The following is a 23,300-nucleotide window of genomic DNA, read 5'->3' as shown; positions in this document are numbered from 1 at the left end:
ATTCTTTTTTATAAACTAATAGTGGTTACGTATTCATCTTCGTCTTCAATTTTATTTAGAGAAATTACCCCAATATAATTTGCCAACTGTTCTATACAATCGAATTCGAAAATGTCTACTATTTCAATTTTTATGTCTAATGCTTTGTTTACCATTGAAACTAAACGAGTAGCTAGTAAACTATGGCCTCCTAATTCAAAGAAGTTGTCATAAACTCCAATTTTATCTACTCCTAACAATTCTTGCCAAATTGCAACTAATTGCTCTTCTATTTCATTACGTGGCGCCACATACTCTCTTGTTGACAATAGCGTTCCATCTGGCTCTGGTAAAGCTTTTCTATCTAACTTACCATTAGAAGTTAATGGTATTGTATCTAGTGCTACCCATATCATAGGAATCATGTATTCCGGTAAACTCTCTCTAAGTTTTTCTTGTAATACTTCTTTATCTAATTCTCCTTCTACAACTACATATCCTATTAATCGGTTAGTACCACTTGCATCTTCTTTTGCTAATACACAACAATGGTGTACAGTATCTACAGCTAATAATGTGCTTTCTATTTCTCCTAATTCGATACGATAACCACGGATTTTAACTTGATGATCTTTTCTACCAATATACTCTATAGTACCATCTGGTAGCCAGCGTCCTAAATCTCCTGATTTATATAATCGAGCTTCTTCATTATTATTAAATGGATTTGAAACAAAACGTTCATCGGTTAATTCTTGTCTATTTAGATAACCTCTTGCAACTCCTGCCCCACCAACACACAATTCACCAATAACTCCTTGTGGGACTAAATTCATATAATTATCTACTATATAACAACTTAATGTTGGTATTGCAGTTCCAATAGTACTTACTGGGTTTGCAATCTCAGTAGCTGTAATTTCTTTGTAGGTAACGTGTACAGTAGTTTCAGTAATACCATACATATTGATCAGTTTACAATCTGGGTAAGTCTCTTTCCAACCTTTTAAATATGTTGGGTTTAATGCTTCTCCTCCAAAAATTACATATCGTATAGCAGAATTTCTATTTGATGACAAAAATTCTTCCTGTAATGTATAGAATGAGCTTGGTGTTTGATTTAAAACGGTAACTCCTTCATTAACTAACAACTCTGTAAAAGAAGTCATATCTTTTGTTACTCTTTTAGGAACCACTACTAAACGACCTCCGAATAATAGTGCTCCATACATTTCCCAAACAGAAAAATCGAAGCAAAAAGAATGGAATAAGGTCCAAACATCTTCTGAACCAAAATCATATAAGGCTGCATCGTTCTCAAATAATCGAACAACATTTATGTGCTCTATAAGTACTCCTTTTGGTTTACCTGTACTTCCTGAAGTATATATAACATAAGCTAAATTACCAGGAGTTATAACTTTACTTAACTTTCTTGTTGAGAATTCGGTAATTACACTCCAATCCGTATCTAATAATACAATCGTTAAGCTTTTAGTTTCTTTTAATACTTTTTGACTTGCTTCATTACTAATGACCAAATTAATATTGGCATCATTCAAAATATAATCTATACGATCCTGTGGATAATCTGGGTCCACTGGAACGTAAGCTCCTCCTGATTTTAGAATTCCCAAAATTCCAACTAGCATTTCTAAACTACGATCTATACAAATACCTACTAAAGTATCTGGTTGTACTCCTTTTTCTCGTAGATAGCGTGCTAATTGATTTGATTTTTTATCTAACTCTTTATACGTTATCTCTACTCCTTCATACACTACTGCAATTGCATTTGGTGTTTTCTGAACTTGTTCTGTAAATAAATCAACTAGTGTTTTATCTTTCGGATAGTTAACATCAGCTGTATTGAATGTTTCTAACAACTCAAGTTTTTCTTCCTCTGATACCATTGCAATACTACTAACAGCTACCTCTTTTTCAGACTTTACAGCCTCTAATAATTCTGTTATCGTTTCTTGCATGTATCCAAGTACACGATTTGGATCAATAGTTTCATCTACTTGTACAGTTAACCCAAAACCAAATCCGTAATCATCTACATATAAACCAAAAGGATAATTAGTTCTTTCATCTCCACTCATCACCTCCATTTCTAAGTCAATACCATTAGGATTTTCCACTTCTTCCTCTGTTGGAATATGAGAATGACGGAAATTAAATAAAGCACTAAATAATGGTACATCATTAGCAATACCAGACCAACTATGAACTTTTGCTAACGGTGTTTGTTCATGAGCTAATAAATCTGCTAATCTTTGTTTAACTTCTTGAATATACGCTAACACATTTCCTTTTAACTCAACTAAAAATGGTAATGTATTGATAAATAACCCTAGGGAATCTGCAGCTCCTAAAGATCCTTGTAAGCGTCCTGAGAATAAAGAACCGAAAACAGCATATTCTTTTCCGCTACATCTAGCTACTATAACTCCATAAGCTGCATGAAATAAAACAGCAGGACTTATTCCTAGCTGAACACTAACTTCTCTAATTTCTTTAGTGATCTCTTCAGATAAAATGATCTCTGCATCTTTAATGACACTATTGTTTCCTCGAATACTTGATAATTCAAAGGGATAGCTAGGTTCTTGAATATCTTCTAACAATTCTTTAAAATAAATCTCACTATTATTATCGGTTTGTAAATGCATTACGTGACCAATGAAATCTCTATATAAGACAGGTTCTGGAAGATTTGAAGCATTTCCAGACACATAAGTTACAATTTCAGAAATTACCATTTCCAAACCTACGTGATCAAAAATTAAGTGATGTTGATTTACAATTAAATAATAATTACCATTTGTTGGATCGTCTGCTATTTTTAATTCTAATGTTGGAGCTTTAGAAAGATCCATCCAATTTTTACCTGGTCCTATTAGACCTTGTAATTCCGATGCTATTTCTACCGAAGGTTCAAATGTTAATGTTTCTATTGCTAGTTGTGCTTCTTTAACGACTATTTGTACCGCATTTGGTAAACCTTCACTTAACACAAGTGTACGTAAAACATCATGACGATTTACTACAAATTGTAAAGCTTCTATAAATAACGTACGTTTTTCTTGATTTGCAAATGATAGTAAGTTTGGCAATACATAAGGATCTCCTTGGGTTTTATCACTCATTAAATGATGGAAATAAATTCCTTCTTGAAGTGGTGATAATGGGTACATATCTTGAATATTAGCAACACCTCCCTGTACCTGATCAACAATAGTATCAATATGTTCTTGAGTGAAACCATCTAATAAAGGCAGCATTTCTGGAACAATACGATCAATTCCTTCTGTAATACCATTCGCTGGAACTTTATATATTGAAGTACCAGAAGCTAATTTTTTACTAATTCCTACTACAGTAGCATCGGTAAAAATATCTTTAACTTCTATATGATATCCTAATTTTTGTAAACGAGAGATCATCTGAACAACAAGTAATGAATGTCCTCCTAACTCAAAGAAATCATCATTCAATCCTATTTTATCTACTCCAAGTAATTGCTCCCAAACAGTAACTAATTGCTTTTCTATTTCTGTTTTTGGAGCTACATAAACTTTACTTGATAACGAAGTAATATCTGGCTCTGGTAAGGCTTTTCTATCTAATTTACCACTAGCTGTTAATGGCATTTCTTCTAATGTAATCCATACATTAGGAACCATATAATCTGGTAAACTCTCTTTTAAATTAGTTTGTATTTGTTCTTTATTAAAATTCTCTGATACAACCACATAACTCACTAATCTATTGTTCCCTTTTTCATCTTCTTTAGCTAATACACAACATTGTTGAATAGCTGGTATATTAGATAAAGCTGCTTCTATTTCTCCTAGCTCTATACGATATCCTCGAATCTTAACTTGATAATCTTTTCTACCTATAAATTCAATATTTCCATCTGGCAACCATTTTGCTAAATCTCCAGTTTTATAGATACGATCTCCTGCTTTAAATGGGTTATCTATAAACTTCTCGTTGGTAAGTTCTTCGTTATTTAAATAACCTCTTCCTACTCCTTTTCCTCCTATACATAACTCACCAACTATACCAACTGGTAATAACTCATTGGTTTCATTTAGAATATAAATCTGAGCATTATGAATCGGTTTTCCAATAGGTGGTTTACTTATAGCACTATTAGATGGAGTTACTTGACAACTAGTGGCAACCACTGTAGTTTCTGTAGGGCCATAATTGTTGTAAATAGTAAGATTTGTAGCTTTAGTGAGTTTTAGCGCATCTCCTCCAGTTAAAATTGTTGTATTCGGTAATGAAATATCTTCCTCTACAAAACGCTCACATAACAAAGTAGGTATATATGCATGTGTAATTGCATTTGTGTTTAAAAATGTTGAAAATAAATTCAAATCGTAACGAATATTTTCTGAAACTGGGTATAAACTTGCTCCACTAATTAAATATGGATAAATCTCCCAAACACTTGCGTCGAAACCAATTCCTGCAAATAAACTTCCTTTACTTGATTTCGTTACTTCATATTCTGATTGGTGCCAAAAACATAAGTGTGCTAGATTTCCATGCTCAATAAGTACTCCTTTTGGTTTTCCTGTACTACCTGATGTGTAAATGATATATGCCAAATCATTCGATTGTACAGTTACCTCTGGTGTTTGGGTAGTGTATTTTTCTCTATTCTGTTTGAAAGTTTCTAAAAATAGATTGTCTATAATAAGACTACTACCACTGTCTGCGATAATATATTCTTTCCGTTCTTCTGGATAAGCAGTGTCTATTGGAACATAACAACTACCTGTTTTTAAAATTGCTAAATAAGATACTATTAGCCAATCACTTCGCTCTAAAACAACTCCAACAGGATGTTCTGCATCAAGTTTATAATTCGCTAATACATAGTGTGCTAATTGATTTGAAAGTTCATCTAATTCCCTGTAACTTAATACAACATCTTCGTATACTACAGCGGTATTTTCAGGGACTTTATCAACCTGATCTGCAAATAAGCTTACCACTGTTTCATGCTCTGGATAAGTTATTGAAGTAGCATTAAATGTTTCTAACAATGCTGTTTCTTCTTTACCTAACATCCTTAAAGAAGTAACCGAGATTTCTTTATCAGATTGTAATCCTTTTAATAACTCTTCTAAAGTTTCTTGCATATAACCAAGTACACGACTTGCATCTATACGTTCATCAATTTGAGCGGTTAATCCGAAGTCAACTCCAAAATCATCAACACTAATAGTAAAAGGATAATTGGAACGCTCTTTACTATCTAATACACTAATACCTAAATCTATAATTTCATTCTCTTCAACTTCAGCTTTCATAGAAGAATCATAGGTATGACGGAAATTTAATAAGGCACTAAATAAAGGAACATCGTTAGAAATATTACTCCAGCCTTGTATGCTTGATAACGGGGTTTGTTCGTATGGTAATAATCCACTTAAATGATCCTTAACTGCATTTACATATTCTGCAATACTTCCTGTAAATTCAACAAGAAATGGTAAAGTATTGATAAACATCCCTAACGAACCTTCTACACCTATTGAACCTTGTAAACGTCCAGAGAATAACGATCCGAAAATAGCGTAGTCTTTATTACTACATTTTCCTACAACTATACCATATGCTGCATGGAATAAAACAGCTGGTGTCATTCCTAATTTGGTACTGACTTCTCTAAGTTGTTTACTAAATGCTGTAGGTAATACAATCTCAGCTTCTTTTATTTCGGTTCCTTCTCCTCTAACATCTGACAATTCAAATGGATGTGTAGGTTCCTCTATATCTCCATATAAGTTTTTGAAATATGCTTCACTATCATTTGTTGCTTGTTGATGTAAAGTATGGCCTATAAAGTTTCTATATAAAACAGGCTCTGGTAGTCTATCATACTGCCCTAACAAACACATTTCTACTTCTGCAACCACTTTTTCTACTCCAATATGGTCGAACATTAAGTGATGTTCTAATAGGATTAAATAGTAGTTATCATTCTCTACATCATCCACAGCTTGTAATCTCATTAATGGAGGTTTTGTAACATCCATCCATAATGTACCTGGCTCAGTCAATCGTTCTAATTCTGCCATGACATCTTTTGCAGGATCTAGTTCTAAATGCTCTACAAATAATTCAGCTTTTCTAAGTACTACTTGCACAGCACTTGGTAAACCTTCGCTTAATGCACAAGTGCGTAAAATATCATGACGGTTTACGATATATTGTAATGCATCAACAAATGCAACACGTCTTTCTGTATTTGAAAATGATAATAAATGTGATAAAACATATGGATCTCCAACTTCTTTATTACTCATTAAATGATGGAAATAGATTCCTCCTTGTAATGGTGATAAAGGATAAATATCTTCAATATTTGAAACTCCTCCTTCTATATTAGCTGCAATTTTATCTAGATCTTCTTGTTCAAAATCTACTAAAGGAACCATTTCTGGAATTATACGAGTTGTATCTGTGGTAATTCCATTTGGTGGAACTTGGTAAATAGATGATGATGTCAATAAGTTTTCGCTAATTCCTGCTACTGTAGGGTTTGAAAAGACTTGTTTTACTCCTACATTAAAGCCTACATGCTGAAGATTGGAAATTAATTTTATAACTAATAAACTGTTTCCTCCTAATTCAAAGAAATTATCATAAATACCTACTTGCATACCAAATAATTTCTCCCAAACTATTGCTATTTTTTCTTCATTCTCAGTTCTAGGAGCTACATATACTTTTGTTGTAAGTGCTGATTTATCTGGTTCTGGCAACGCTTTTTTATCCAATTTACCATTAGCTGTTAATGGCATTTCTTCTAACTCAACCCAAATCATTGGAATCATGTAATCAGGCAAACGTTGCTTTAATTCTTTCTGAATAAATTCTTTATCAAAGGTATTTTCAACTACTACATATCCTACTAAACGATATATATTATTTGTGTCTTTTTTAGCTAATACACAACTATTTTGAATTCCAGAGACAACCGATAATGCGTTTTCAATTTCTCCCAATTCTATACGATAACCACGAATCTTTACTTGATCATCTGAACGTCCGACAAATTCTAATGTTCCATCTGGCAACCATCTTCCTAAATCACCTGTTTTGTATAAACGTTCTTCTTTTTCAGTAAATGGATTTGCGATGAATTTTTCTTCAGTAAGTTCTTCTCTGTTTAAATAACCTCTACCAACTCCGATACCACTTGTCCATAATTCTCCGACTACGCCTATTGGACATAAATTATTGAATTGATCTACTACATACACATCCATATTTGCCACTGGTTTTCCTATTGGAACTACTGCTCCATTTGGAGATTCATGCATAATATGTAAAGTAATATCATCTGCGGCTTCTGCTGGTCCGTATGCATTTACAACTGGAATTTCTGGATATAACGAGAACCACTTATCTAATAATGATTTAGTGGTAGCTTCTCCCGTTACTAAGAAATAGGTTAAGTTTGATAAGCCTTTAACAACCTTACCACTTTCTATTAAGCTAGAAACATAAGAAGGAACTAATTGTAAATGACTTACTTTATTTTCGAATAACGAAGTTTGGAAATCATCAATTTGTAAAATTTGATCTTCGCTATATATAGCAATACATCCTCCAGATAGTAAACCACTTAATAACTGCCAAACAGAAATATCAAATGTAAATGGAGCTGTAAAAGCAACTACACTTTCATTGGTCATTTTCAACTCATCAACCATAATTAATAAGTGATTCAACAATCCTGCATGTTCTATCATTGCTCCTTTTGGAACTCCTGTACTTCCTGAAGTATAAATTACATACGCTAATGCACTAGGGTTATAAGAAATAGCTAATTCAGTAACTGGATAATCTATTAAAGAGTTATCATCTATTGTAATTACGTTTACTATTTCAAAGCTTGTTGCTACCGATTTACTTGAGGTATCTGTTACTAATATCTTACATTTTGTATCTTCTAAAATGTGTGAAATTCTGTCTGCTGGAAAATCTGGTTTCATAGGTACATAGGCTGCTCCAGATTTTAATATTCCTAATACCCCAACTAACATGTCTAAGCCTCTTTCCAAGCAAATACCTACCAAATCATCTTGTTGAATGCCTTGTTTTACTAAACAATGTGCTAATTGATTAGAACACTGATCTAGTTCTTTATAGCTTATTGTTGTTTCTTCAAATATTGCTGCAGTTGCATTTGGATTTTTTTCAACCTGAACCGTAAATAAATCAATAACTGTTTTGTCTAATGGATAGTCAGCTTCAGCAGCATTAAAATCTTTTAATACTAGTGTTTTTTCTTCTGCTGGTACAATCTCTAAGTTAGCTACATTTACTCCGTTTTCTATTCCTGCTAATAATCCTGTAATAGCTTCTACCATATAAGACAATATACTATCTGCACTTATACTTCCATCTACTTGAACTTTTAGTCCAAACCCAATTCCATAATCATCAACATCCATAGAAAAAGGATAGTTTGTTTGCTCCTCACCGCTAATAACTTCCATTTCTAGATCTATTAGCTCTTCATCATTTTCTGTTTTTAGTTCTGTTTCAATATGAGAATGTCTGAAATTCAGTAAGGCACTAAATAATGGTACTTCATTCGAAATTCCTGACCAACCATGAACTCTAGATAGTGGTGTTTGTTCATAAGGTAATAAAGCACCTAATCTCTCTTTAACTTGTTGCACATATGCTAACGTGCTCCCTTTGAACTCTACTAAAAATGGTAAGGTATTTATAAACAACCCTAATGAATCTGCTGCTCCTAAAGTTCCTTGTAAACGTCCTGAGAATAAAGAACCAAAAATGGCATATTCTTTATTACTACATTTACCGACAACTAATCCGTAAGCTGCATGGAATAAAACAGCTGGACTTATTCCTAAATCAACGCTAACCTTTCGAATCTTTTTAGTTACATCATCTGGTAATGCAATATTTGCAGCTTTAACTGCTGTTCCATTTCCTTGAACATTTGATAAACCAAATGGATAGGTAGATTCATCAATATTTCCTAATAGTTCTTTAAAGTATTGTTCACTACTATTTTCATTTTGCAAGTGTAATACATGACCTATAAAATCTCGATATAAAACCGGTGTTTGTAAGGTTTCAACTTGTCCGGATATATAGGTAACAATTTCTGAAAGAATTATTTCTAATCCAACATGATCAAATACCATGTGATGCTGATTTACAAACAAATAATATTGATCGTTTGCTATATCATCTGCTGATTTTAACTCTAATATTGGTGCTTTAGAAACATCTACCCAGTTACTTCCTGGTGCTATTAATCTCTTTAATTCACTCTGTATATCTGCTGTTGGATTTATTGCTAGTTTTTCTACTGATAATGCTGCCTTTCTAACTACTACTTGTACCGCTTGGGGTAAACCTTTACTAAGTATACAAGTGCGTAAAACATCATGACGATTAACAACAAATTGTAGTGCTTCTATAAACAATGAACGTTTTTCTAAACTAGGAAATGATAATAAGTTGGGTAATACGTAAGGATCTCCTTCTTCTTTATCACTCATTAAATGATGAAAATACATACCTTCTTGTAATGGCGATAATGGGTATATATCTTGGATATTAGCGACTCCTCCATTAACTTGAGTAACAATAGTATCTATATTTTCTTGAGTAAAATCTGCTAATAACGGCAGCATTTCAGGGGTTATATAGTCCGTTTCTAATGTAATTCCATTAGCAGGAACTTTATAAACAAAGTTTTCTGTAGCTAATTTTTCACCAATTTCTGCAACCGTAGCTCCTGTGAAGATTTCTTTAATTTCAATATAGAAACTTATTTTTTGTAAACGTGAAATTAACTGTACTATTAATAAACTGTGTCCACCTAACTCGAAGAAGTCATCGTATATTCCAACCTTCTCTACTCCTAATATTTCTTGCCAAATAGCTACAATTTGTGCTTCTGTTTCATTTCTTGGTGCTACGTAATTTTGAGTTGATAATGCACTTGTTTCTGGTTCTGGTAATGCCTTTCTATTTAATTTACCATTACTTGTTAATGGCATTTCTTCTAACTTTACCCAGATTGATGGTACCATATAATCTGGTAAGCTTTCCTTTAATGCCGCTTGAGTTGCTTCTTTATTAAAATCATTCTCAGTCACTACATAACCTACTAAATGCTTATTCCCTTTTGTATCTTCTTTTGCTAATACACAAGATTGACTTATTGAACTTAGATTAGATAACGCATTCTCTATTTCTCCTAATTCAATACGATATCCACGTATTTTTACTTGCGCATCTTTTCTTCCTATAAATTCTATGTTTCCATTTGGTAACCAACGGGCTAAATCTCCTGTTTTGTATAATCGATCACCTACTACAAATGGATTGTTAATAAATTTTTCATTGGTAAGTTCTTCTCTGTTTAGATATCCTCTAGCTACACCTGAACCTCCTATACAAAGTTCTCCTACAACTCCCATTGGTGACAAATTCATTGCTGAATCAACAATATACACTTGTGTGTTATCGATAGGTTTACCTATTGAAGGCTTTTCATTAATAAGATTTTCTGGTATTAACTTACAACTCGTAGCTACTACTGTTCCTTCTGTTGGCCCATAGTTATTGTAAATGTTAAGTGCAGTCTGTTTAGGTAAAGACAATGCATCTCCTCCAGTTAAAATGGTAGTATTTGGAAGTGAAACTTCGGCATCAATAAAATGCTCACATAATAATGTAGGTATATAAGCATGTGTTATTTCATTATCGTTTAAGAATTGTGAAAGCCACTGTAAATCGTAACGATTTTCTCCTGCTATTGGATATATACTTGCTCCTATTAATAAGTATGGAAATAGTTCCCAAACACTTGCATCAAAACCAACTCCGGCAAATAAAGTTCCTCTACTTGTTGAGGTTACTGAAAACGCAGCTTGGTGCCAATAACATAAATGTAGCAAGTTTTGATGTTCAACTAATACTCCTTTAGGTTTTCCTGTACTTCCTGAAGTATAAATTACATACGCTAAATTATTTGGTTGTATAACATTACTTAATCTAGTTTTTGGATACTTAGCTATTGTTGCCCAATTGCTATCTAAACATACAATTGTTTGTCCTTCTTTTTTTGTTATTACCTCACTACTATTTGTACTGCTTAATACTAAATTGATCCCTGCATCTGTTAGCATATAATTGATACGATCTTCTGGGTAAGTTGGATCAATTGGGATGTATGCTCCACCAGATTTTAACACTCCTAAAATTGCTACAATAAGTTCCAAACTACGATCCATACAAATACCTACAAACGCATCTGGTTGTATTCCTTTTTCTCGTAAATAGTGTGCAACCTGATTAGCACGTTGGTCTAGCTCTTTATAGGTAATTGTTTTTCCTTCAAAGCACACTGCAATTGCTGTAGGTGATTGCTGTACTTGTTCTTCAAATACATCAACAACCGTTTTATCTAATATATAATCTTGCTGAGTAGCATTAAAAGTAGTTAACAATTGCTTTGTTTCTTTTTCAGAGGCAATAACAATATCTGTAAGCTCTTTTTGCTCCGATTGTAAACCTTCAAGTAATTGTTCTAAAGCTTCTTGCATGTACGAAATGATTCGATCTGCTGGAACACTTTCATGAATTTGAGCTATTAAACCAAAAACATCTCCATAATCATCAACACTTAATGTGAATGGATAGTTCGTTCGTTCTTCACTACTTAATAATGTAACTCCTAAATCAATCGGTTCGGTTATACCTTCTTCAGACTCTGAAAGATTAGCGTGACGGAAATTTAATAAAGCACTAAACATAGGGGCTTCATTAGGAATTTCTGTCCAAGATTGAATGCTTGATAGTGGTGTTTGTTCGTAGGCTAATAATCCATTTAAATGTTCTTTAACTGAATGTACATATTCAGAAATGCTTCCTTTTAATTGTACTAAAAACGGTAAGGTATTAATAAACATTCCTAACGAATCTTCTACACCTAAAGAACCTTGTAAACGTCCTGAAAATAATGATCCGAAAATAGCATACTCTTTATTACTACATTTTCCTACAACCAGACCATATGCTGCATGAAATAATACTGCCGGACTCATTCTTAATTTTGTACTAACTTCTCTAAGTTCTTTACTCAGCTCTTCTGACAATATGATATCTGATTCTTCAATCGCTAACCCAGATCCTCTAACATCTAATAAATCATATGGATAAGTAGGCTCTTCAATATCAGTATATAAATTCTTGAAATACAACTCACTATCATTCGTAGCCTGCAGATGTAGTACATGTCCAATAAAATCTCGATATAAAACAGGTTCTGGAAGTTTTGCTTGCTTTCCTAATAAGCACATTTCAACTTCTGAAACAACCTTTTCTACTCCAATATGATCGAACATTAAATGATGTTCTAATAATACCAAGTAATAATTGTCATTTTTAAGATCGTCTACAAATTTCAATTTCATTAATGGAGGCTGAGATACATCCATCCATAATGTTCCTGGCGCGTGTAATCGCTTTAGTTCTGACAAGACATCATCAACCTCATCTATTACTAATTCTTCTAATGATAACTGCGCTTCTCTATGTACTACTTGAACTGCTTTTGGTAATCCTTCACTTAAAACGCTAGTACGTAATACATCGTGACGATTTACTATAAACTGTAATGTATCTATAAATAAAGTTCTTTTCTCCTTATCTGAAAAAGACAGTATATGTGGTAATACATAAGGATCTCCTTCTTCTTTAGTACTCATTAAGTGATGGAAGTAAATCCCTTCTTGTAATGGTGATAAAGGATACATATCTTCAATATTAGAAACGCCTCCTTCTATATTAGCTATAACTTTATCTAGATCTTCTTGTTCGAAATCTACTAAAGGAACCATTTCAGGTACAATATGAGTTGTATCAACAGTAATTCCATTTGGTGGAACTTGATATATTGATGCTGCTGATAATAAATTATCACTAATTCCTGCTACAGTAGGGTTTGAAAAAACATCTCTTACACCAATATTAAATCCTATATTTTGTAGCTTAGAAATTAATTTTATTACCAATAAGCTATTACCTCCTAATTCAAAGAAACTATCATGAACACCTACTTCGGCTACATTAAATAGCTTTTCCCAAATTGCGGCTACTTTTTCTTCTTTTTCATTTCTTGGAGCAACATATGCTTTAGTAGATAACATAGCTCCATCTAATTCTGGTAAGGCTTTCTTATCTAACTTTCCATTAGCTGTTAATGGCATTTCTTCTAGGGCTATCCAAATTATTGGAACCATATAATCTGGTAAACTGGCCTTTAATTCTTCCTGAATTAATTCTTTATCTAATTCACCTTCAACAACTACATACCCTACTAAATGATTGATCCCGTTCGTATCTTTTTTGGCTAATACACAACTTTGCTGAACTCCTGAGACTACCGATAATGCATTTTCTATTTCTCCTAATTCGATACGATACCCTCGAATTTTTACCTGATCATCTGAACGCCCTACAAATTCCAATGTTCCATCTGGTAGCCAGCGACCTAAATCTCCTGTTTTATATAGTCGTCCTCCTTCAGGTTTAAACGGATTTGTAATAAATTTTTCTTTAGTAAGTTCTTCTCTATTTAAATATCCTCGTCCAACTCCTACACCACTTGTCCATAATTCTCCTACAACTCCTATTGGACATAGATTATCAGATTGATCTACCACATAAAGCTCCATATTAGCTACTGGCTTTCCAATTGGCACTACAATTCCATTTGGTGATTCTTCCATGATATGTAAAGTAATATCATCTGCAGCTTCTGCCGGACCATATGCATTTACTACTGGAATTGATGGATATAATGAGAACCATTTATCTAATAATGATTTAGTAGCTGCTTCACCCGTAACTAAGAAATAGGCTAAGTTTGATAATCCTTCTGCAGTATTTTCAGTATCTAGTAGGGTTGACACATAAGAAGGTACTAGTTGTAAGTGACTTACTTTATTTTCAAATAAAGACGCTTGAAATTCATCAATATTTAAAATCATGTCTTCATTGTAAATGGCAACACACCCGCCACACAATAATCCACTTAACATTTGCCATACAGAAATATCAAAAGTAAATGGAGCAGTAAATGCAATCACACTTTCGTTGGTCATTTTCAGCTCATCAATCATAATTAATGAGTGATTTAGTAATCCTGCGTGCTCAATCATTGCTCCTTTCGGTACTCCTGTACTTCCTGAGGTATAAATTACATACGCTAGTGCATTTGGATTGTAAGAAATGTCTAATGAAGTAACTGGATATTCCGATTCAAATAAAGAAATATCATCTACAACAATTAAGTTAACTGTAGTAAAAGTAGCTAAAGCAGACTTACTAGCTATATCTGTAATTAATAAATGACACGCTGTATCTTCTAGAATACTTGAAATTCTATCTTTTGGAAAATCTGGTTTCATAGGAACATAGGCGCCTCCAGACTTTAAAATTCCTAAAATAGCAATAATCATCTCAAAACCTCTTTCTAAACAAACCCCTATTAAGTCATCTTCTTGTACCCCTAGAGCTACCAAGTAATGAGCTAATTGATTTGAGCGTTCGTCTAATTCTTTGTAGGTTACTATTGCTTCTTCAAAAACTAATGCGATAGCATCTGGATTTTTCTCTGCTTGTTCTTCAAATAGATTAACTACTGTTTTATCTAATCTGTATGCAACCTTATTGGCATTGAAATCTTCCAATATTTGTGTTTCTTCTTCTTCAGATAAAATGGTTATTTGTGCTACATTTGATTCGTTTTCTACACCTTCTACTAAACCTGTAATAGCTGCTATTGTATGCGCGAGTAAGTGATCCGCATTTAAACGTTCGTCAACTTGTGCTTTTAATCCAAACCCCATTCCATAATCATCAACATCTAAAGAGAATGGATAGTTGGTACGCTCATGAGCTTCTATAAGATTAAATCCTAGATCAACTGTATCTTCATTAATTTCTTCTTCTGTAGCCTCAGGAGAATGACGGAAATTTAATAACGCACTAAATAGCGGCATATCATTAGCGACTCCACTCCAACCTTGAACAGAAGCTAATGGCGTTTGTTCATAAGATAATAATGATCCTAGTGCATTTTTAACCGCTAAAATGTATTCTTTTACACTTCCTTCTAACCTAATAAAAAACGGTAATGTATTGATAAAAAGTCCTAATGAATCTGCTGCTCCAGTACTTCCTTGTAAACGTCCTGATAGTAATGAACCAAAAAGTGCATATTCTTTATTACTACATCTTCCCACTACAATTGCATATGCTGCGTGAAATAGTACACCTGGACTTATTCCTAATGTAGTACTAACACTTCGTATTTTTGCGCTTAATTCTTCTGATATATTTATGATTGATTCTTTTACATTATTCCCAGAACCCTGAACATCTGATACATCGAATGGATAAGTAGGTTCGCTAATTTCTCCTAATAATTCTTTAAAATATGATGCGCTATCGTTTGTTGCTTGTAAATGTAAAGTATGAGCAATGAATTCTCTATATAGTACAGGTTCTGGTAAATTTGCTGTTTCACCTGACGTGTAGCTTGCTATTTCTTCAATTATTTTTTCTAATCCAACATGGTCAAAAAGTACGTGATGATGTGTAATCCATAAGAAATAATACTCTTGCTCCTCATCGTCCGCAGATTTTAAATGCATTAATGGCGCTTTAGAAACATCCATCCATTGACCTCCTGGCGCTGATAATACCTTTAATTCAGACAAAACATCTTTCGATTCGTCAAAAACTAAGTGTTCTACAGATAGTTTAACTTCTCTAAGTACTACTTGAACCGCACTTGGTAAACCATCACTTAGTACACATGTACGTAATACATCGTGTCTATTCATCACGAACTCTAAGGCTTCTACAAAAGAAGTTCGTTTTTCTTTATCAACAAATACTAATAAATTTGATAAGACATAAGGATCTCCTTCGGATTTATCACTCATTAAATAATGAAAATACATTCCTTCTTGTAATGGTGATAATGGGTAGATATCTTGAATGTTAGCTACTCCACCTGAGATTTCTCCTACTATTTTATCTATTTCTTCTTGAGTAAGCTCTACTAAAGGAAGCATTTTTGGAAGTATACGTTCTGTAGCTGTTGTAATTCCATTAGCTGGAACTTCATATAATGGGGCTTCTGACGATACTTTTTCACTTAAAGAAGCAATAGTTGAGTTTGAGAAAATATCTTTTACTTGAATATAAAAATCTATTTTTTGTAATTGTGCAATAAGCTGAATTACTAGTAAACTATGTCCACCTAGCTCAAAGAAATTATCATGAATTCCTATTTTTTCTACACCTAATAATTCTTGCCAAACGATTGCTAATTGTTTCTCTGTATTGTTTCTTGGTGCTATATATTCTGCAGTAGACAAGTAAGCTATATTAGGTTCTGGTAATGATTTTTTGTCTAATTTACCATTACTAGTTAAAGGAAGTTCCTCTAATTCAATCCATATACCTGGAATCATGTATTCTGGTATACTTTCTTTCAATTCAGATTGAATTACTTTTTTATCAAATTCACCATCTGTAACTACATAACCTACTAAACGTTTATTACCATTTGTGTCTTCTTTAACTAATACACAGCTTTGATGTATTGCGGTTAATTTAGATAAAGCGTTTTCTATTTCTCCTAATTCAATACGGTATCCACGTATTTTTACTTGAGTATCTTTCCTTCCGACAAACTCTATTTTTCCTTCTGGTAACCAACGGACTAAATCTCCAGTTTTATATAGTCTTTCTTCTTTAACAAAAGGGTTTTCTATAAACTTCTGGTTGGTTAATTCTTCTCTATTTAAATATCCTTTAGCGACACCACTTCCTGAAATACATAATTCTCCAATGGCTCCAATTGGTAATACATTCTGATACTGATCTAAAACATAGAATTTTGTATTACTTAATGGTTTTCCTATTGGAATGGTAATTACATTTGTTTTTATTTCTGAAATAACTTCACAAGAAGCATAAGTAGTAGTTTCTGTAGGTCCATAAACATGGAGTATTTTTTCTGCACCTAAACCAACTAACATTTTTCTAACAGGTGCTACTGAAACTTTTTCTCCTCCAAAAAGTAATAAGCGTAAACTTGACAACAAAGACAAATTATACTCTGCCAAACTGTTGAATAAAGCTGTAGTAATAAAAATAACACTTAATTCTTCTTTATGGATTACTTGAGATAAAGCTTGTGCATCGGAAGCTACCTCGCTATCAATGAAGTATAATGTGGCTCCATTTAATAATGTTCCAAAAATTTCATAGGTTGATCCGTCAAAAGCATAATTAGACCATTGTAATACTCGATCTGAATTTCTAATTGCAATAGCACTTGAAGGATTATTAACCAATGTAATAATATTAGTATCAGTAATACAAATTCCTTTAGGAACTCCAGTTGTTCCTGACGTGTACATTACATAAGCTATAGATTGTTCAGATCTATCTACAACTTTTTCTGAAGTCTCATACACCTGAGCATCTTTAAGAAGTAACGTGGTAATATCATTTGAAACAGGAACTTTTGGCAACAAGTAATCTTCTGTATATAATACATAACAGATTTCAGCATCTTGCAAAATATGAGATAATCGATTACTCGGTAAAGAAGCATCTATGGGAACATAATAGCATCCTGCTTTTAATACTCCTAACATACTAATTACCATATCAAAGCTTCTATCGAAAAGAATACCTACACTTGAATTAGTCTTTACTCCTTTTGATACTAAATAATGTGCTAATTGATTAGAACATGCATCTAACTCTTTATAAGTTAATGTATCTCCTTTATAAGATAATGCATACGCTTCTGGTGTTTTTACAACCTGTTCTTTAAACAAGTCAACGATTGTAAGACCTTTAGTATACTCAAATGATGTATCATTGAAAACTTCTAATAGTTGTGTTTCCTCTTCAGGATTTAATATAGGTAATGCAGCAATAGGCTGGGTAATATTATCTACAATAGCAAGTAATAGGTTTTTGTAGTGTGCTAATAATTGTTCAATAGCAGCTTTATCAAACAATGCAGTACGGTATTCCATGTCCATTACAATACCAAGATCATTTTCTGATATGTCTAGTGTAAGATCAAATTTTGATGTTTTTCCTTCAAAACTATATCCTGAAATTTCAACTCCGCCTAAATCTACAGCTGTTCCTTCTTCAGCGATTAAAGATGATGATGATGTATTTTGTAATGCAAACATTACTTGAAACAGAGGAGTAGTACTCATATCTCTATCTACAAGTACTTTATCTACTACTTTTTCAAAAGGCACTAACTGATTGTCGTACCCTTCTAAGGTAGTTGATTTAATTCTATTTAGTAACTCTCTAAAACTTGGATTTCCACTTACATCACTTCTTAGTACTAAGGTATTTACAAAGAATCCTATCATTCCCTCTAGGTCAGCTTGGGTACGATTGGCTACTGGAGTTCCTACACAAATATCTTCTTGACCACTGTATCGAGATAATAGTACTTTAAATACTGATAATAACAGCATAAATAAGGTTACTCCTTCCTTTTTACATACAGCTTGTAAGTCATCTCTTAATTTTTGATCTAAATTCAAAATAACATTAGCTCCTTCTTTACTAGTAACAGTTGTACGCTTATAATTTATTGGTAATGTTAGTGTACTTATATCTTTTAGCTTTTTTTCCCAATATGCTAATTGATTGTCTAGTATTTCTCCTTCTATATGCTTACGTTGCCAAATGGCATAATCTGAATATTGTAATGTTAATTCTGGTAATTCTATTTCTTTTCCTGCCTGTAAGGCGCTATACAATGCTATAAATTCATTTACCAAAATTCCTTTTGACCAACCATCACTTGCAATATGATGAAAAACACATGCTAATACATATTTTTCATTCCCTAGATCGTATAAACATGAACGTAATTTATAATCTGTAGCTACATTAAAGGGTGCATTTATATAGTTTACTAAACTTTCCGTTAATGATTCTTCAGAAACGCCTTCTACTAGATCTAAAGACCAACTATCTGCTTCCATAATTTCTTGGTACCCTAAACCTTCATCTGACAAGATGTTGGTTCGTAGCACTTCATGGCGCGAAACAATGGTTTGTAATACCTCTTCCAATACTGTAATATTTAACGCTCCTTCTAAGCGAATAACAGTAGGCATATGGTATTCATTACTTCCGTTTAGTTGATCTAAAAACCACAATCGTTCTTGATTAAATGATAGTGGAATACGGTCTAAACTTTCTTTATTATAGGCAGTAATTTTTTGTAATTGTTGTCCATCTGCAGCTCCTTCATCTTCATAAGCTTTTAAATGGTCAATAATTAGTTGTTTATTGGATTTTAGTTCTTTTATTATTTCCGGTTTTATCTCGGTCTTAGCTTGAATTTTTAAAGAATCATTCTTTAAAACCAACTTAATACCCTCCTTATCAAGTCTGTGAAAAAAACTTATAATGTCCATGTTTGGTTGATTGATGTGGTTGATTGAATTTATATTTCAATATTTATATTGTAATCTTCTTGATCTTCTTTTAATGTGCGCTCTTTATAGTCTAGGTAAGAAGCTATTTCTTCTATGGTAGTAAATCTAAAAATGTTGCGAATAGACAATTCTATTTCTAATTCCTTTCTAATAGTTGATACTAAACGAGTAGCTAATAAACTGTGTCCTCCTAACTCAAAGAAATTATCATAAACTCCAATTTTATCTATTCCTAATAGTTGCTGCCAAATACGTACTAGTTGTTCTTCTGTTTCTGTACGTGGTGCAACATATTCTCTGGTTGACAACATTCCTCCATCAGGTTCTGGTAAGACTTTTCTATCTAACTTTCCACTTGAAGTTAATGGCATTTCATCTAACTGAACCCATAATGCAGGAACCATATACTCTGGTAAACTCGCATGCAACTGTAATTGAATTGATTCCTTATCAAATTCATCTTCTACAACTACATAACCGATTAATTGTTTACTTCCATTAGTATCTTCTTTAGCTAACACACAAGATTGATGTATACCTGGTAAAGAAGCCAATGCATTTTCTATTTCGCCTAATTCAATACGATATCCTCGGATTTTTACTTGGTTATCCCTTCTTCCTAAAAACTCAATAGTTCCATCTGGTAACCAACGTGCTAAATCTCCAGTTTTATAAATGATATCATTTGCTTTGAATGGGTTTACAACAAATTTTTCTGCAGTTAATGCTTCTTTATTCAAATATCCTCTAGCGACTCCTTTACCTCCTATACATAGTTCTCCTACTACACCTTCAGGAACTAAATTCATAGAGGTATCTGTAATATAGATTTGCGTATTTCCAATTGGAGTTCCAATGGTAATTGGTTGTGTAGTATCACTATTTTCAAAAGCTTTCATAGTTGCAGTAACCGTAGCTTCTGTTGGTCCGTATTTATTATAGAATAGATAATCTTTACTCCAACGTAACATTAATTCTTCGCTACAAGGCTCTCCTCCTGACACTACTCTTTTCAGAGATGGTAGTTTTTCGTTAATTGGTAATATGCTCAGTAAACTCGGAGTAGCGTGTAAATGTGTAACTCTTTCCTTATCTATTAACTCTAATACCTTATCAGTATCAATAATAGTTTCTCTGCTAAGTAATACTAATTTTGCTCCGGCTGATAAGGTGATAAAAATTTGTTCTACTGAAGCATCAAATACAAAATTTGCTAATTGTAAAATACTATCATCTTTATCGATTCCAAATGCTTTGATTTGAGCAGTTACTAAATTCACCACATTTCTATGCTCTATAAGTACTCCTTTTGGCTTTCCTGTACTTCCTGAAGTATAAATAGCATATGCTAAATGATTTGGTGTTACTGTTTGACTTAATGTACCTGTAGAAAAATCAGTAATAGTACTCCAATCACTATCTAACGATACAATATGTAGTCCTTTTGTATGTTCTAAAGCATAACTATTAACTGATGTACTTATTACTAAATTAATCCTTGCATCTTCTAAAATATAATCAATACGAGCCTGTGGGAATGTTGGATCTATTGGCACATAAGCACCTCCTGATTTTAGGATCCCTAAAATACCTACTATCATATCAAAGCCACGCTCTAAACAAATTCCTACTAACATATCCGGAACAACTCCTTGAACATGTAAATAATGTGCTAATTGATTTGATTTTTCGTCTAACTCTTTGTACGTAATCAACTCTCCTTCATAAACTAACGCTGTTTGTAAAGGATTTTTCTGAACTTGTTCTGAAAATAACTCTATTAATGTTTTGTTTTCTGGTATTTCTTGGAATGTAGTATTGAAATTTGTTACTAACTGTGTAGTTTCTTTCTCAGATATGATGTTTAGACTGTCAATCGATACTTCTTTATCGGTTGCTACATTTTCTAGTAATGTTTCCAAGGTTATTGTCATATATTCAATAATTCTACTTGGCTCAATACTATGATGCATCTTAGCTGTTAATCCAAAATCAGTTCCGTAATCATCCACACTCATAGTAAATGGATAATTTGTTCGTTCATGACCATCGAACATTTCTATTCCTAAGTCAATAGTATCATTTGCTTCTTCTACTTCAGAGGAAATTGAAGAATGGCGGAAGTTGAATAAAGCACTAAATAATGGTACTTCGTTGGAAATTCCACTCCATGTTTGAATATCAGATAATGAAACTTGTTCGTATGGTAATAGTCCTCGTAAGATATTTTGGACATCGTTCAGATATTCTTTTACATTTCCTTTTAATTCTAAAATAATAGGTAATGTATTGATAAATAATCCTAAAGAATTTGATGCTCCAATAGCACCTTGCAAACGTCCAGAAAATAATGATCCGAATAATGCATATTCTGAATTACTACACTTTCCTATAACTAATCCATAGGCTGCATGGAAGAAAACAGCTGGACTAATTCCTAATTCCAAACACGTTTTTCTAATTCCGTTATTTAAGCCTTCTGGTAAAATAATCTGTAGTTCTTTAATATCACCAACATTTCCTCTTACATCTGCTAAATCAAAAGGATACGTTGGTTCGTCAATAGTTCCTAATAATTTTTTAAAGTGCGATTCACTATCATTAACTGATAATTGGTGCAAGGTATGACCAATAAAATTTCTATATAAAACTGGTGTTGGAAGACTATCCTGTTTACCTGATAAGTATAAAATGATCTCAGAAACAACTTTCTCTAAGCCTACATGGTCTAATGTTAAGTGATGTTGACCTATTAGTAAATAACAAGTACTACTATTTGGTTCATCTGCCGATAGTAATTTAAATAATGGCGCTTTTGAAACGTCCATCCATTGATTACTTGGTTCTTTTAATATTTTTAATTCTGTTAATACATCTTTAGATGAGTCTATCTCTAGATGTGTTACGGTTAATGGAGCCTCTCTAAGTACTACTTGGACAGCTTCGGTTAATCCTTCATTAATAATACAGGTACGCAATACATCGTGACGATTGATCACAAATTGTAACGCTTCTATAAATATCTCTCGATTTTCTGTATTTGGGAATGATAAAAGATTCGGAATAATATATGGATCTCCTTCTTCCTTAGTACTCATTAAATGATGGAAATAAATTCCTTCTTGTAATGGTGCCAAAGGATAAATATCTTGAATATTAGAAACACCTCCTGGAACATTAGAAACGATAGTATCTATATCTTCTTGACTAATATTTAACAGAGATACCATTTCTGGAGTAATGCGATCTGTATCTACTGTAATTCCATTTTCTGGAACTGTATAAGCCAATGACAACGAAGATGCTTTTTGACTCATTGCAGCAATTGTTGGATTTGAGAAAATATCTTTTACTTCGATAGTATAATCTATCTTTTGTAGGCGTGAAATTAGTTGTACAACTAATAAACTGTGTCCGCCTAATTCAAAGAAATTATCGTAAACTCCTACTTTGTCTAGTCCTAAAACTTCTTGCCAAATCCTTGCAATATCTGCTTCTACTTCATTTCTTGGAGCTACATATTCCTTAGTTGATAGTAATGAACCATCTGGCCCTGGTAAAGCCTTTCTGTCTAACTTCCCACTTGAGGTTAATGGCATCGCTTCTAACTCAACCCAAACTGTAGGAACCATGTATTCTGGTAAACTATTCTTTAATTCTAATTGAACAGCCTCTTTATCAAAATCACCTTCACTCACTACATAACCTACCAAACGTTTG

2 protein-coding genes are annotated in these 23,300 nt (G+C 32.9%); both read right to left on the bottom strand.

What is annotated here, in order from left to right:
- Positions 1-8: 8 nt before the first annotated feature.
- On the bottom strand, positions 9-19,559 hold the full coding sequence (locus tag BVC87_RS17530; protein ID WP_083629583.1) for a non-ribosomal peptide synthetase: 19,551 nt from the start codon (positions 19,557-19,559) through the stop codon (positions 9-11).
- Positions 19,560-19,588: 29 nt separating this feature from the next.
- Positions 19,589-23,300, bottom strand: a 3,712-nt coding sequence (locus tag BVC87_RS17525) for a non-ribosomal peptide synthetase (RefSeq protein ID WP_075343707.1), incomplete at its 5' end; no start/stop codon positions are given.

The sequence above is a fragment of the Tenacibaculum agarivorans genome, assembly GCF_001936575.1.
Classification (GTDB): Bacteria; Bacteroidota; Bacteroidia; order Flavobacteriales; family Flavobacteriaceae; genus Polaribacter; species Polaribacter agarivorans.
The sequence above is the reverse complement of the archived record's forward strand: the minus strand, read 5'-3'. Positions and strand labels throughout refer to the sequence as shown.